The sequence below is a fragment of the Streptomyces colonosanans genome, from assembly GCF_001866645.1.
Classification (GTDB): domain Bacteria; phylum Actinomycetota; class Actinomycetes; order Streptomycetales; family Streptomycetaceae; genus Streptomyces; species Streptomyces colonosanans.
In genome coordinates this window covers 99,617-113,130 of sequence record NZ_MLYP01000049.1, presented here as the reverse complement: position 1 = coordinate 113,130, position 13,514 = coordinate 99,617, and the positions used below count along the sequence as shown (strand labels likewise).

The window sequence follows — 13,514 nt, the reverse complement described above, 5'->3', positions numbered from 1 at the left end:
TCGGACTCGCAGCAGTCGCACCGGTGGGCATGGTCGGCCCCATGACCTGCATGGCGCAGGGGCTACAGTCGGCCCATGACCAAGTGGGAATACGCTACTGTGCCGCTGCTCGTCCACGCCACGAAGCAGATTCTGGACACCTGGGGCGAGGACGGCTGGGAGCTCGTCCAGGTCGTGCCCGGGCCGAACAACCCCGAACAGCTGGTTGCTTACCTGAAGCGGGAGAAGCAGGCATGAGCGCGGTCGAGTCCCGCCTCGTCGAACTGGGGCTGACGCTGCCGGAGGTCGTACCGCCTCTCGCCGCCTACCAGCCCGCCGTGCAGTCCGGCGTGTATGTGTACACCGCCGGCCAGCTGCCGATGGTGGACGGCAAGCTTCCGGTCACCGGCAAGGTGGGGGCCGAGGTCACCGCCGAGGAAGGCAAGGAACTGGCCCGTACGTGCGCCCTGAACGCGCTTGCCGCGGTGAAGTCCGTGGCGGGTGACCTGGACCGCATCGCGCGCGTGGTGAAGGTCGTGGGCTTCGTCGCGTCGGCTTCCGACTTCACGGGCCAGCCGGGTGTCGTCAACGGCGCCAGCGAGCTGCTGGCCGAGGTCCTCGGCGACAAGGGCGTGCACGCCCGCAGCGCGGTCGGCGTGGCGGTGCTCCCGCTGGACGCGCCGGTCGAGGTGGAGATCCAGGTGGAGCTGACGGAGGCGTAGACGCACACTCCGGGGCGCGGCCGCCTCGCCACGGCTCCTCTCGGAGCGGCCGGCGGCCTCCCCGGAGAAGGTGATCACCGCCTCTCGAACATTCACTTACTACGGGATAGCCTCCGCCCATGGCGAATGGGCAGTGGTTTCCACCGGAGTGGCCAGAGCGTATCCGCGCACTTGCGGAGGGCACGCTCACCCCGGTCACCCCGAAACGCGCGGCCACCGTCATGCTCCTCAAGGACACCGACGGCGCCCCCGCCGTCCACATGCTGCGCAGACGCGCCTCCATGGCCTTCGCCGGAGGCGCGTACGCCTATCCGGGCGGCGGAGTGGACCCCCGCGACCACGACCTCCGGATCGGCTGGGCGGGGCCCACGCGCGCGTGGTGGGCGCACCGCCTCGGTGTCGATGAGACGTCCGCCCAGGCCATCGTCTGCGCCGCAGTCCGGGAGACGTACGAGGAGGCCGGCGTCCTGCTTGCCGGCCCCACCCCGCAGACGGTGATCGGCGACATCACGGGCGCGGACTGGGAGACGGATCGCGCGGCGCTGGTCGCCCGTGACCTCTCGTTCGCCGAGTTCCTCGACCGCAGGGGACTCGTGCTGCGCTCCGACCTGCTCGGCGCCTGGACCCGCTGGATCACCCCGGAGTTCGAGACCCGCCGCTACGACACATGGTTCTTCGTGGCCGCCCTTCCGGTGGGTCAGCGCACGCGCAACGCCTCCACGGAGGCCGACCGCACGGTGTGGATCCGCCCGGTTCAGGCGGCCGCCCTGTACGACGAGGGCGAACTGCTGATGATGCCCCCCACCATCGCGACCCTGCGCCAGCTGATCCCGTACGCGAGCGCCGCCGAGACGCTGAAGGCGGCGCCCGCCCGTGATCTGACCCCGGTCCTGGCCAAGGCCCGTCTGGAGAACGACGAGATCGTGCTGGCCTGGCCCGGCCACGACGAGTTCACCAAGCACATCCCGACGGGCGGAGCGACCGCATGACCGACGCGACGGAAGGTGCCCCCGTATGACGGACGCCGCAGCCCTCCCCGGCCAGCCGCGCGGCGGGGTTCTCTCGGGTCCGGCCACCGCGCGCGCCGTGAACGTCCTCGCGCCCAACGCGTCGGCGATGACCCTCGACGGCACCAACACGTGGATCGTCTCCGAGCCCGGGTCCGACCTGGCGGTGGTGATCGACCCCGGCCCGCTCGACGACGGGCACCTGCGCACCGTGATCGACACGGCGGAGAAGTCCGGCAAGCGGATCGCGCTCACCCTGCTCACGCACGGCCACGCCGACCACGCCGAGGGCGCCGCACGGTTCGCCGAGCTGACGGACACGAAAGTGCGTGCGCTGGATCCGGCGCTCCGGCTCGGCGACGAAGGGCTGGGCCACGGGGACGTCGTCACGGTCGGCGGCCTGGAACTGCGCGTCGTGTCGACGCCCGGCCACACCGCGGACTCCCTCTGCTTCCACCTCCCGGCCGACCGGGCCGTCCTGACCGGCGACACCATCCTGGGCCGCGGCACGACGGTCGTGGCCCACCCGGACGGTCGCCTCGGGGACTACCTGGACTCCCTGCGTCGCCTCAGGTCGCTCACCGTCGACGACGGCGTCCACACCGTGCTCCCCGGCCACGGGCCCGTCCTGGAGGACGCCCAGGGCGCCATGGAGTACTACCTGGCCCACCGCGCCCACCGCCTCGCCCAGGTGGAGACGGCGGTCGAGAACGGCCACAGCACGCCGGACGAGGTCGTGGCCCACGTGTACGCGGAGGTGGACCGCTCCCTGTGGCCGGCGGCCGAGCTGTCGGTACGGGCGCAACTGGAGTACCTGGGGGAGCACGGGCTGATCTAGGGACGCGGCGCCTTCACGCCGTGCACGCGCGCGTATTCCTCGGCGAGCCAGGGGCCGAGATCGTCGACGTACGATCGCAGGACGGCCGGATCGCCGTTCGGCTCGTGGCCGAGGACCGCCGCCGCGCGCAGCTGGTCGGCCCGTTCGGGGTAGTACGCGGCGAACACCTCCGCCATCTCCGCCAGGTCGCTGGTCCAGCCGTTCCAGCGCGGCATGACGAGGGTGAAACCCGTGCGGACGAGATGGCGGGAGACACCGCGTACGAGGGTGCGGCGGGCCTCCTCGGTGACCGCTTCGGGGATCCGTGTGCGCCAGCGCTCCAGGTGCAGCGCAAGGTCTCCGTTCGTCTCGCGGGCGAGGCGCGAATCGGGCCGGTAGCGCGGCAGGTACCGGGCGAGGTCCTCGCCCACCAGAGAAGTGCACAGGCAGGCCACGAACCACCCCAGGTCGTAGGTCTCCAGATCGCTCAGCAGCCGCGCACGGCTGAACAGGAGCGTTCCCACGCCGTCGATCTGCCGGAAATCCTCGCCGAGCGCCTCCCCGAGCGCACGGACGTCGCCGTGGTCCGCCTCGGTGGGCTCCTCACGCAGCACGACCAGCAGATCGAGATCGCTGCGCCCCACGCGCGCGGTGCCGCGCGGAATCGACCCGTAGAGGTATGCGCCGGTCATCCGCGTCCCGAAGACGCCGAGAAGCCGTGCGCGGGCGGCATCGACGACGGGCCCGAAGGCCTCGGGAACCAGCCCGAGAGCGCCCTCACGCCGGATGTATCCCTGGGAGTCGAGGCTCCTGCCCCGCCCATCGTGAAGCGGTGTGCTGACCATTCGGCGACTGTGTCAGCTCGTTGCGGTCGCGCCAAGGCAATATCGGCGTCCGGCCTCGGGGAAAAGGATGTCGTTGCCGTCCCCGGGTTCCGGGACGGAACCCGGGGACGGCAACGACAAAGGGCCCCGCCTCCTCGGAGAACGGGACCCGTGGTCGTGAGGCCGGGACCGCGCGTCAGCGCGACCGCTTCGCCAGTCGCTCCACATCCAGCAGGATCACGGCGCGCGCCTCCAGACGCAGCCACCCACGCCCGGCGAAGTCCGCCAGGGCCTTGTTGACCGTCTCACGCGAGGCACCGACCAGCTGGGCCAGTTCCTCCTGCGTGAGGTCGTGCACGACGTGGATGCCCTCCTCGGACTGCACGCCGAACCGCCGCGAGAGGTCCAGCAGCGCGCGGGCCACACGGCCGGGCACATCCGAGAAGACCAGGTCGGACATCTGGTCGTTGGTCTTGCGCAGGCGCCGGGCGACGGCGCGCAGCAGTGCGGCGGCCACCTCGGGCCGCGCGTTCAGCCAGGGCTGGAGGTCGCCGTGCCCCAGGCCCAGCAGCTTGACCTCGGTCAGCGCGGTCGCCGTCGCCGTACGCGGACCCGGGTCGAACAGTGACAGCTCGCCGATCAGCTCACCGGGGCCGAGCACCGCCAGCATGTTCTCGCGGCCGTCGGGTGAGGCACGGTGCAGCTTGACTTTGCCGTCCATGACCACGTAAAGGCGGTCACCGGGGTCACCCTCGTGGAACAGCGAGTCGCCGCGGGCGAGGGTCACCTCACTCATGGAGGCGCGCAGCTCCGCGGCCTGCTCGTCATCGAGCGCCGCGAAAAGCGGGGCGCGCCGCAGAACGTCGTCCACGAGTTCTCTCCTTGTCGACCTGCTCAGGGGATCTTGTTCCCCCGTCTACCAGGGGACCGTGTTCCCCATTTTGCCGGACGGTCCAAACAGTGTGATCTGTCACAAGGATGCCGCACCCGTGTGCCGCGGGATGCGGCAGGGGGCCAATTGGGGGCTGATCTTCCAGGTCCAGAGCGGATCTCGGCGCCTGGCCTTAGGCTGGCCGAGTGTCCAAATCGCCGGTGAGAACACAGGTCAAGGGGGCTGGGCGGGTGGTTGCACGTCGTGATTCCGCTGTGGGCGAACAGGGCTCTGGCGGAGGTGGAAAACCGGCAAAGGCGGTGAAAACGGCGCCCGAGGAGGCGGCGGCGAAGCGCCCTGCCAAGAAGGCCGTCGCGAAGAAGTCCGCCTCCGAGAAGACCACGGCCACCCCCAAGAAGCCCGCGCCGGCGAAGCCCGCGCCGGCGAAGCCCGCGGCGAAGAAGGCCACAGCCCGGAAGACCGCTTCGGGCGGAAGGCCTGCTTCGGTGGAGGCCGCCAAGGACGCCGCAGTCACCGTCAAGGGCGTCGCTCCGGCGAAGACCATCGCCGTCAAGCCCGCGAGGAACGAGTCCCGTACCGCCCTGGTCCGCAGGGCCCGCCGGATCAACCGCGAGCTCGCCGAGGTGTACCCGTACGCCCACCCGGAGCTGGACTTCGAGAACCCCTTCCAGCTGATCGTCGCGACCGTCCTGTCCGCGCAGACCACCGACCTGCGGGTGAACCAGACCACCCCGGCGCTCTTCGCCAGGTACCCCACCCCCGAGGACCTCGCCGCGGCCAACCCGGAGGAGGTCGAGGAGATCCTGCGTCCGACCGGCTTCTTCCGGGCCAAGACCAAGTCGGTGATAGGGCTCTCCAAGGCCTTGGTGGAGCAGTTCGGCGGCGAGGTCCCCGGCCGTCTGGAGGACCTCGTCAAGCTGCCCGGCGTCGGCCGCAAGACCGCCTTCGTCGTGCTCGGCAACGCCTTCGGCCGGCCAGGCCTCACCGTGGACACGCACTTCCAGCGGCTCGTCCGCCGCTGGCAGTGGAGCGACGAGACCGACCCGGACAAGATCGAGGCGGCGGTCGGCGCACTCTTCCCCAAGAGCGAGTGGACCATGCTCTCGCACTACGTGATCTTCCACGGCCGCCGCATCTGCCACGCCCGCAAGCCTGCCTGCGGCGCCTGCCCGATCGCCCCGCTCTGCCCGGCGTACGGCGAGGGCGAGACCGACCCCGAAAAGGCCAAGAAGCTGCTGAAGTACGAGAAGGGCGGCTTTCCGGGTCAGCGCCTCAAGCCACCGCAGGCGTACCTCGACGCGGGAGGCAAACCGGCCCCGCCGCTGGGGGCCCGGTGAGGCGCGGACGCGGGCCCGTGCGGCGCCCGGGAAGAGGACGGCTCCCGGTGGACGGCGGGATGGGACACCCACTCGAGGGACTTGCGGAACGATCCGGGCCCCCGCGGGCGTTGGGATCGGCAGAACGGGGGTGGCTATGACGCACGCGAGCGATACGGGCCGGATCAGCGGCATGGGCATGGGCAGTGGGCGACAGCGGCTGAGTACGGAGGGCCTGCCCGGCTGGCTCGACCCGGTTGTCCGGGTCGTGGAGAGCGTCGAGCCGCTCCAGCTCAGCCGCTTCCTGCCGCCGGAGAACGGCGCGGGGCGCCAGTCGGCCGTGCTGATCCTGCTCGGTGAGGGCGACCGCGGCCCCGAGCTGCTGCTGATGGAGCGTGCCAGTTCGCTGCGCTCGCACGCCGGGCAGCCCTCCTTCCCCGGTGGCGCCCTCGATCCGGAGGACGGCGACCCGAAGGCCGGGGGGCCGCTGCGGGCAGCGCTCCGCGAGGCCGAGGAGGAGACCGGACTCGACCCTGGCGGCGTCCAGCTCTTCGGTGTGCTCCCCAAGCTCTACATCCCGGTCAGCGGCTTCGTCGTGACGCCCGTCCTCGGCTGGTGGCGGGAGAAGAGCCCGGTGGGCGTCGTCGATCCGAACGAGACGGCGCGGGTCTTCACCGTCCCCGTGGCAGATCTCACGGACCCGGGCAACAGAGTCACCACCGTCCATCCCAGCGGCTACCGAGGTCCGGCATTCCTGGTCGAATCGGCCGTCGTCTGGGGGTTCACGGCCGGAGTCATCGACCGGTTGCTGCACTACGCGGGCTGGGAACGCCCCTGGGACCGCGATAAGCAGGTCCCGCTCGACTGGCGGTCATGACAGGGTGACCACCGTGCTGTGTGTTGGGGGGGACGCCGTGCCCCACGGCCACCGCTCGGCGGGCCGAAGCCCCGGCCTGGCGACGGCGACCGGAAAGTGACGAGGCGAGGCTTGACGCAGTGAACGTGCTGGACATCCTGTTGCTGGTCGCTGCCGTGTGGTTCGCGATCGTCGGCTTTCGCCAGGGCTTCGTCGTGGGCATCCTGTCGGTGATCGGCTTCCTGGGAGGCGGCCTGGTCGCGGTCTATCTGCTCCCCTTCATCTGGGACAAGGTGACGGGCGATCAGGAGGTGAGCACGGCCGTCGCGGTGGTCGCCGTCATCGTCGTGATCGTCTGTGCGTCCGTCGGCCAGGCCCTCACCACTCACCTCGGCAACAAGCTCCGCCGGTACATCACCTGGTCCCCGGCCCGCGCCCTGGACGCCACGGGCGGCGCCCTCGTCAACGTGGTGGCTATGCTCCTGGTCGCCTGGCTGATCGGCTCGGCCCTCGCCGGTACGACCCTGCCGACGCTCGGCAAGGAGGTCCGCGGCTCCAAGGTGCTCCTCGGTGTCTCCCGCGTCCTGCCCGCGCGGGCCGACAACTGGTTCGCGGACTTCTCCTCGGTCCTCGCACAGAACGGGTTCCCGCAGGTCTTCAGCCCGTTCGCGAACGAACCCATCACCGAGGTCCAGCCGCCCGACCCGGCCCTCGCGACAAGCGCGGCCGCCATTCGCGCACAGCAGTCCATCGTCAAGGTCATAGGCACCGCGCAGAGCTGCAGCAAGGTCCTCGAAGGCACCGGCTTCGTCTTCGGCACCCGCCGCGTGATGACGAACGCACACGTCGTCGGCGGGGTCGACGAGCCCACCGTGCAGATAGGCGGCGTGGGCAGGAAGTACGACGCCAAGGTCGTGCTCTACGACTGGCGGCGCGACATCGCGGTACTGGACGTGCCGGACCTGAACGCGCCGGTGCTGAAGTTCACGTCCACGGACGCGGTCGGCGGCAATGACGCGATCGTCGCCGGCTTCCCGGAGAACGGGTCGTACGACGTCCAGCCCGCGCGTGTCCGCGGCCGGATCACGCCCGACGGCCCCGACATCTACCACCGCGGCACGGTCCGCCGCGATGTGTACTCGCTGTACGCGACCGTCCGCCAGGGCAACTCCGGCGGCCCGCTGCTCACACCCGACGGCAGGGTCTACGGGGTGGTCTTCGCGAAGTCTCTCAAGGACGCCAACACCGGGTACGCGCTCACCGCGGACGAGATCCGGGAAGACATCGCCAAGGGGCGTACGGCGAACCAGCAGGTAGGCAGCGACAGCTGCGCCCTCTGATTTTTCAGGCCCTCCGGTCTCGGCTCCGGAGACCTCCGATCCCCGGGCCCATGAATCCGGAAAGAGGGCAATCCCTTCCCGGGAACGGGTCAGCCGCGCGGGTGACGCAGGCGTACCGAGACCCAGCGGGCCCGGCGGCGCAGAATGCGCGGGATCCCCACCCTGAGGTCCGTGCCCGGCAGTTGCGGGGCACCCCCCTGGTGAGTGCTCGGACCAGCGGCCGAGCGGCGGTTGCGTGCTACGTCACTGTAGTCGTGCGTCCAGCCCATACCCCGACGTCTGCCCCTGCCCCAAGGTCTATAACCGCCTCCGGACTCCCCAATTGGCCTATGCGGCGGGCATGTGTGGCCGGTCGTGGAACAGCCGTTCGTGTCCGGATGCCGAGCTCATCCGCGCGGTCACCGACGGCGGGGCATCCGGCCGACTGGCCGATTCCGCGGGGCCGGGCGGATCACCGATCGGGCTCGGGGTCCTTCAGCCAGTTGATCAGCTCGGTGGAGAACGCCACCGGGTCTTCCTCGTGGGGGAAGTGCCCCAGCCCGTCGAACAGCCGCCAGCGGTACGGCGCCTCGACGTACTCGCCCGATCCGGCCGCGCTTCTGGTGCGCATCACGGGGTCCAGTGAGCCGTGCAGATGCAGGGTGGGCACCCGTACGGGCCGCTTCATGCGCCGGTTGAACTGGATGCCGTCGGGCCGGGCCAGGGAGCGCACCATCCAGCGGTACGGCTCGATGGAGCAGTGCGCCGTCGATGGGATGCACATGGCGCGCCGGTACGTCTCCACGGTCTCGTCGTCCGGCAGCCGCGGGCCCGACCAGTCCCGGATCAGCCGCCCGACCAGGGCGGCGTCGTCGGCGGTGAGCCGGCGCTCGGGGATCCAGGGCTGCTGGAACCCCCAGATATGGGAACTCGCGGTCGTCTGCTTGGCGTCGCGGAGCATCGCCGACCGCCAGCGCCGTGGATGCGGCATCGAGGCGACCACGAGCCGGCGAACGAGCTTCGGCCGCATCACGGCCGCCGTCCACGCGAGGTATCCGCCCAGGTCGTGGCCCACGAGCGCGGCATCGGGCTCGCCCAGGGACCGTACGACGCCGGTGATGTCGAGCGCCAGGTTCGCAGGGTCGTAGCCGCGCGGCGTACGGTCGCTGCCGCCGACCCCGCGCAGATCCATCGCCACGGCCCGGAAGCCCGCGTCAGCGAGTGCCACCAGCTGGTACCGCCAGGTCCACCAGAACTGCGGAAAGCCGTGCAACAGCAGCACCAGCGGTCCCTCACCCAGTTCCGCGATGTGGAAGCGCGCGCCGTTGGCCGCGACGTCGCGGTGCGTCACCTCCTTCCCGCCGGGTACGGCGAGCCGTACGACCGAGGTGGGTTGCGCCGAAGGGGCGGCGGGGTCCGTCATGAGGACGAGCGTGCCACAGCCTCGACCGCGGTGTCGGCCTGGTGGGGCTGACGGGGGTGCGGCTTGGCGGCCTGCAGGACGCCCGCGGTCTCCTTCATCGACGCGGCGACCTTCTGCGGGCCCCTGCTCTTCTTGGCCTTCTTCGCGAAGACGAGACCGATGAGCGCGAGCACCGCGGCGACCAATACGTTCGCGGCGAAGGACAGCACGAAGCAGATGGCAAGGTTCCAGTTGCTCCAGGTGCGGATCCCGTACGCCAACGCGAAGTTCAGCATCGGCAAAGAGAACAGCAGCACGGCGCCGGCAGCCGAGAACGCTCCGCCGCTCATCGCACCGCGCTTGACGTCACGCTTGAGCTGGGCCTTAGCCAGCGCGATCTCGTCGTGCACCAGCGCGGACATCTCAGTCGTCGCCGAGGCGAACAGCTGGCCGATGCTCCGTTCGGCGCCGACCGGGCTGCCGTCGGGTGCGCTCATCGCGGTCTCCCTGCTCTCTGCGTACGTACTCCGCGGATGCTGCGGAGTTTTGTGGACGTGTCAGATCATGCCGGACGCGCCTTCTTGCCGCCTGCCCGCCCGCCCACTTCGGCGAAGCGTGCCGCCCGTCACGTCGGCCGGGGCCCCGCGTCGGCAGGCCCGCCGTTCGCCGCTCAGAGGCGGGTGCCGTCCGTGTCGGTCGAGGCATCGCTCCCGGCGGACTTCAGCAGGGCGAGCCTGCGGTGCTCGGCGGCCTTGCACTCGTGGATCTCGGCCATGCGCAGGTGGTACGCCGGGTCGTCCTGCTCGTAGACGTCCGGAATACCGTCGAGATCCTCGTCGCGCTCCTCGTCCTCACACAGGGCGCGGTACTTGGCGTTGCGTATCTTCAGCAGCACGGTCGCGAACGCGGCGGCGATCAGCGACCCGGTGAGGACGGCGGCCTTGACCTCGTCCGTGAGCACCGCATCGCCCTCGAAAGCCAGTTCACCGATGAGCAGTGAGACGGTGAAGCCGATGCCGGCGAGCGAGGCGACGGCGAACACATCGGGCCAAGAGAGGCCGTCGCTGAGCGAGGCCCTGGTGAAGCGGACCGTCAGCCAGGTACCACCGAACACGCCGACCGTCTTGCCGACGACGAGACCGAGCACGACGCCGAGCGTCTCCGGCTTGGTGAACACGTCCACAAGCGCTCCGCCGGAGATCGCGGCGCCCGCGCTGAACAGCGCGAACAGCGGCACCGCGAGACCGGCCGACAGAGGCCGGACGAGGTGTTCGATGCGCTCGCCGGGGGAGTGCTCCTCGCCCTCGTGGCGGTGGCAGCGCAGCATCAGCCCCATGGCCACACCGGCGATGGTGGCGTGGATGCCGCTGTTGTACATCAGTCCCCAGATGACCAGGGCGAGAGGGACGTACACGTACCAGCCGCGCACGCCCTTGCGCAGCAGCACCCAGAACACGGCGAGGCCGACGACGGCGCCGCCGAGAGCGACGAAGTTCAGACCGTGCGGGAAGAAGATCGCGATGATCAGGATGGCGCCCAGGTCGTCGACCACGGCGAGGGTGAGCAGGAACGCGCGCAGGGCGGAGGGCAGGGAGGTGCCGATGACCGCCAGGACGGCGAGTGCGAAGGCGATGTCGGTGGCCGTGGGGACCGCCCAGCCGGAGAGGGAGCCGCCGCCGATGGCGTTGGTGACGGTGTAGACGATCGCGGGTACGGCCATGCCGCAGAGCGCGGCGACCACGGGGAGCACGGCGGCGCGAGGGTCGCGCAGATCACCCGCGACCAGCTCCCGCTTGAGCTCTATCCCAGCGACGAAGAAGAAGACCGCGAGGAGGCCGTCAGCGGCCCAGTGCGCGATCGACAGATGAAGCCCGAGGCTGGTGGGCCCGATGTGGTAGTGGCTGATGCTTTCGTAGCTGCTGCGCAGGACGGGTATGTTCGCCCAGGCCAGCGCGGTGATTGCGGCGATCAGGAGCAGCACACCGCCGACGGTTTCGGTGCGCAGCGCATCCGCGATGAAGTTCCGCTCGGGCAGGGAGAGGCGTCCGAGGAACGAGCGGTTACGGGTGCGGAGCGCGGCCACAGGAAAGACCTCCGGGTCGGTACGACAACGTCACGACCGCCGCGAGCAACACACGGCGGCTTGCCGACCAGACTTCCCGGCACACCTATGGCCTTCTATTTTACCGGATCCTTAACGACTGTGAAGGCCGTTCATCCGGCCGACGGGGTGGATCGGGGTGTGGAAGAGCGGCGTGCGGCGTCGGCGGAGGCGTGCCGCGCCTTTGCGAACACGGGGGCTCCGGTGACGCGAGAAAGGGGCGCCCGGCGTGCTGCCGGGCGCCCCTTCGGACGGGTGGGGCGATCCTCAGTCCTCGCTCGAGGTCGCCGGCATCTTCGTCTGGATCAGGTCCATCACCGATGAGTCCGTCAGCGTCGTGACATCACCGAGCTCGCGGTTCTCGGCGACATCCCGCAGCAGGCGCCGCATGATCTTCCCGGAGCGCGTCTTCGGCAGCTCCGCCACCGGCAGGATCCGCTTCGGCTTCGCGATCGGCCCGAGCGCCGCGCCGACGTGGTGGCGCAGCTCACCGGCGAGGTTCTCGTCCTCGGACGCCGTACCCCGCAGGATCACGAACGCCACGATCGCCTGCCCCGTCGTCTCGTCCGCCGCGCCCACGACCGCCGCCTCGGCGACCGCCGGATGCGACACCAGGGCCGACTCGACCTCCGTCGTCGAGATGTTGTGCCCGGACACGAGCATCACGTCGTCGACGCGCCCGAGGAGCCAGATGTCCCCGTCGTCGTCCTTCTTTGCGCCGTCACCGGCGAAGTACTTGCCCTCGAACCGCGACCAGTACGTGTCGATGAACCGCTGGTCGTCACCCCAGATGGTGCGCAGCATCGACGGCCACGGCTCCGTGAGCACGAGATAGCCGCCGCCCCTGTTCGCCACCTCGTTCCCGTCGTCGTCGACCACGGTGGCCGAGATGCCCGGCAGCGGCCGCTGCGCCGAGCCCGGCTTGGTCTCCGTCACGCCCGGCAGCGGCGAGATCATCATCGTGCCGGTCTCGGTCTGCCACCAGGTGTCCACGATCGGCGTACGGTCGGCGCCGATGTGCTTGCGGTACCACACCCATGCCTCGGGGTTGATCGGCTCACCGACAGAGCCCAGCACTCGCAGCGACGACAAGTCGAACTTGGCGGGGATGTCGTCGCCCCACTTCATGAACGTGCGGATGGCCGTGGGCGCCGTGTACAGGATCGTCACCCCGTACTTCTGCACGATCTCCCAGAAGCGGCCCTGGTGCGGCGTGTCGGGCGTGCCCTCGTACATGACCTGAGTCGCGCCGTTGGCCAGCGGTCCGTACACGATGTACGAGTGCCCGGTGACCCAGCCGACGTCCGCGGTGCACCAGAACACGTCGGTCTCCGGCTTGAGGTCGAAGACGGCGTGGTGGGTGTACGACGCCTGCGTGAGGTAGCCGCCGGAGGTGTGCAGGATGCCCTTCGGCTTACCCGTCGTACCGGACGTGTACAGGATGAACAGTGGGTGCTCGGCGTCGAACGCCTCGGGTGTGTGCTCTGCGGACTGCCGCTCGACGATCTCGTGCCACCACACGTCCCGGCCTTCGGACCAGGCGACCTCCTGGCCCGTACGGCGCACGACGAGCACGTGCTCGACGTTGTCCACGCGCTCGATGGCGTCGTCGACGGCCGGCTTGAGGGCGGACGGCTTGCCGCGCCGGTAGCCGCCGTCGGCGGTGATGACGACCTTGGCGTCGGCGTCCTGGATACGGGTGGCCAGCGCGTCCGCGGAGAAGCCGCCGAAGACGACGGAGTGCGCGGCGCCGATGCGGGCACAGGCCAGCATCGCGATCGCGGTCTCGGGGATCATGGGCATGTAGACGGCGACCCGGTCGCCGTTCCGGACCCCCAGCTCCAGCAGGGCGTTCGCGGCCTTGGAGACCTCGTCCTTGAGCTCGGCGTAGGTGATGGCGCGGCTGTCGCCGGGCTCACCCTCGAAGTGGAGAGCGACGCGCTCGCCGTGACCCGCCTCGACATGCCGGTCGACGCAGTTGTAGGCGACGTTGAGCTTGCCGTCCTTGAACCACTTGGCGAACGGCGCGTTCGACCAGTCCAGGGTCTCGGTCGGCTCCACGGCCCAGGTCAGCCGCCGGGCCTGCTCGGCCCAGAAACCGAGCCGGTCAGCCTTGGCCTGTTCGTACGCCTCTGCCGTGACGTTGGCGCCTGCGGCCAGGTCCGCGGGGGGCGCAAACCTGCGCTCTTCCTTGAGCAGATTGGCCAGGCTTTCGTTGCTCACGACATCTCCCTTTCCCGGGGTGTCCGTTCTGTCCCGGGCCACAGCTCATCAGACCG

Annotated in this window: 14 protein-coding genes; 7 read left to right on the top strand and 7 right to left on the bottom strand. The window is 70.2% G+C overall.

The window, feature by feature from the left end; all coding sequences use genetic code 11:
* Nucleotides 1-75: 75 nt before the first annotated feature.
* The 4 genes from sp36 (at nt 76) to BIV24_RS19200 (ending at nt 2,546) form a co-directional block, all read left to right on the top strand.
* Nucleotides 76-237, top strand: a complete 162-nt coding sequence (sp36, locus tag BIV24_RS33435; protein ID WP_003975360.1) for a Sp36 family protein — start codon at nt 76-78, stop codon at nt 235-237.
* Nucleotides 234-701, top strand: coding sequence for a RidA family protein (locus BIV24_RS19210; RefSeq protein WP_071367585.1), 468 nt, complete (start codon nt 234-236; stop codon nt 699-701). The genes sp36 and BIV24_RS19210 overlap by 4 nt, the downstream gene beginning before the upstream one ends.
* A 119-nt stretch (nt 702-820) precedes the next feature.
* Nucleotides 821-1,690, top strand: a complete 870-nt coding sequence (locus tag BIV24_RS19205) for an NUDIX hydrolase (RefSeq protein ID WP_071367584.1) — start codon at nt 821-823, stop codon at nt 1,688-1,690.
* Nucleotides 1,691-1,715: 25 nt separating this feature from the next.
* Nucleotides 1,716-2,546 carry an MBL fold metallo-hydrolase gene (locus BIV24_RS19200; RefSeq protein WP_071367583.1) on the top strand — a complete coding sequence of 277 codons (831 nt, stop codon included), beginning with the start codon at nt 1,716-1,718 and terminating at the stop codon, nt 2,544-2,546.
* Here BIV24_RS19200 and BIV24_RS19195 read toward each other — a convergent pair.
* Complete coding sequence (locus BIV24_RS19195; RefSeq protein ID WP_071367582.1) at nt 2,543-3,370, bottom strand: nucleotidyltransferase domain-containing protein; 828 nt, start codon at nt 3,368-3,370, stop codon at nt 2,543-2,545. The two genes, BIV24_RS19200 and BIV24_RS19195, sit on opposite strands and share 4 nt — an antisense overlap.
* A gap of 175 nt (nt 3,371-3,545) precedes the next feature.
* Nucleotides 3,546-4,220 (bottom strand): Crp/Fnr family transcriptional regulator, encoded by a 675-nt coding sequence (locus BIV24_RS19190; RefSeq protein WP_071367581.1) that lies wholly within the window; start codon nt 4,218-4,220, stop codon nt 3,546-3,548.
* Between the two features lie 320 nt (nt 4,221-4,540).
* Between BIV24_RS19190 and nth the strand changes: the two genes are divergently transcribed.
* The 3 genes from nth (at nt 4,541) to BIV24_RS19175 (ending at nt 7,753) form a co-directional block, all read left to right on the top strand.
* On the top strand, nt 4,541-5,578 hold the full coding sequence (gene nth, locus BIV24_RS19185; protein ID WP_107459571.1) for an endonuclease III: 1,038 nt from the start codon (nt 4,541-4,543) through the stop codon (nt 5,576-5,578).
* 136 nt (nt 5,579-5,714) lie between these two features.
* Entirely contained in the window at nt 5,715-6,434 is a 720-nt protein-coding gene (locus BIV24_RS19180; RefSeq protein ID WP_071367579.1) for an NUDIX hydrolase, read from the top strand.
* 119 nt (nt 6,435-6,553) lie between these two features.
* Nucleotides 6,554-7,753, top strand: coding sequence for a MarP family serine protease (locus BIV24_RS19175; protein ID WP_071367578.1), 1,200 nt, complete (start codon nt 6,554-6,556; stop codon nt 7,751-7,753).
* Between the two features lie 89 nt (nt 7,754-7,842).
* On the opposite strand, the gene BIV24_RS35520 is transcribed toward BIV24_RS19175, so the two are convergent.
* From BIV24_RS35520 to acs, 5 genes are all read right to left on the bottom strand, one after another.
* Complete coding sequence (locus BIV24_RS35520; RefSeq protein ID WP_079168380.1) at nt 7,843-8,022, bottom strand: hypothetical protein; 180 nt, start codon at nt 8,020-8,022, stop codon at nt 7,843-7,845.
* A 182-nt stretch (nt 8,023-8,204) separates the two neighbouring features.
* On the bottom strand, nt 8,205-9,155 hold the full coding sequence (locus BIV24_RS19170; RefSeq protein ID WP_071367577.1) for an alpha/beta fold hydrolase: 951 nt from the start codon (nt 9,153-9,155) through the stop codon (nt 8,205-8,207).
* Complete coding sequence (locus BIV24_RS19165; RefSeq protein WP_071367576.1) at nt 9,152-9,631, bottom strand: phage holin family protein; 480 nt, start codon at nt 9,629-9,631, stop codon at nt 9,152-9,154. Before BIV24_RS19165 ends, BIV24_RS19170 begins: the two co-directional genes overlap by 4 nt.
* A 173-nt stretch (nt 9,632-9,804) precedes the next feature.
* On the bottom strand, nt 9,805-11,217 hold the full coding sequence (gene nhaA / locus BIV24_RS19160) for a Na+/H+ antiporter NhaA (RefSeq protein ID WP_071367575.1): 1,413 nt from the start codon (nt 11,215-11,217) through the stop codon (nt 9,805-9,807).
* A 285-nt stretch (nt 11,218-11,502) separates the two neighbouring features.
* On the bottom strand, nt 11,503-13,500 hold the full coding sequence (gene acs, locus BIV24_RS19155; protein ID WP_177198761.1) for an acetate--CoA ligase: 1,998 nt from the start codon (nt 13,498-13,500) through the stop codon (nt 11,503-11,505).
* Between the last annotated feature and the right edge of the window lie 14 nt (nt 13,501-13,514).

Bases quoted from the DNA above. Each gene is read 5' to 3' on its own strand.
- sp36 (WP_003975360.1), top strand. From the start codon at position 76: ATGACCAAGTGGGAATACGCTACTGTGCCGCTGCTCGTCCACGCCACG.
- BIV24_RS19210 (WP_071367585.1), top strand. From the start codon at position 234: ATGAGCGCGGTCGAGTCCCGCCTCGTCGAACTGGGGCTGACGCTGCCG.
- BIV24_RS19205 (WP_071367584.1), top strand. From the start codon at position 821: ATGGCGAATGGGCAGTGGTTTCCACCGGAGTGGCCAGAGCGTATCCGC.
- BIV24_RS19200 (WP_071367583.1), top strand. From the start codon at position 1,716: ATGACGGACGCCGCAGCCCTCCCCGGCCAGCCGCGCGGCGGGGTTCTC.
- BIV24_RS19195 (WP_071367582.1), bottom strand. From the start codon at position 3,370: ATGGTCAGCACACCGCTTCACGATGGGCGGGGCAGGAGCCTCGACTCC.
- BIV24_RS19180 (WP_071367579.1), top strand. From the start codon at position 5,715: ATGACGCACGCGAGCGATACGGGCCGGATCAGCGGCATGGGCATGGGC.
- BIV24_RS35520 (WP_079168380.1), bottom strand. From the start codon at position 8,022: ATGGGCTGGACGCACGACTACAGTGACGTAGCACGCAACCGCCGCTCG.
- BIV24_RS19170 (WP_071367577.1), bottom strand. From the start codon at position 9,155: ATGACGGACCCCGCCGCCCCTTCGGCGCAACCCACCTCGGTCGTACGG.
- BIV24_RS19165 (WP_071367576.1), bottom strand. From the start codon at position 9,631: ATGAGCGCACCCGACGGCAGCCCGGTCGGCGCCGAACGGAGCATCGGC.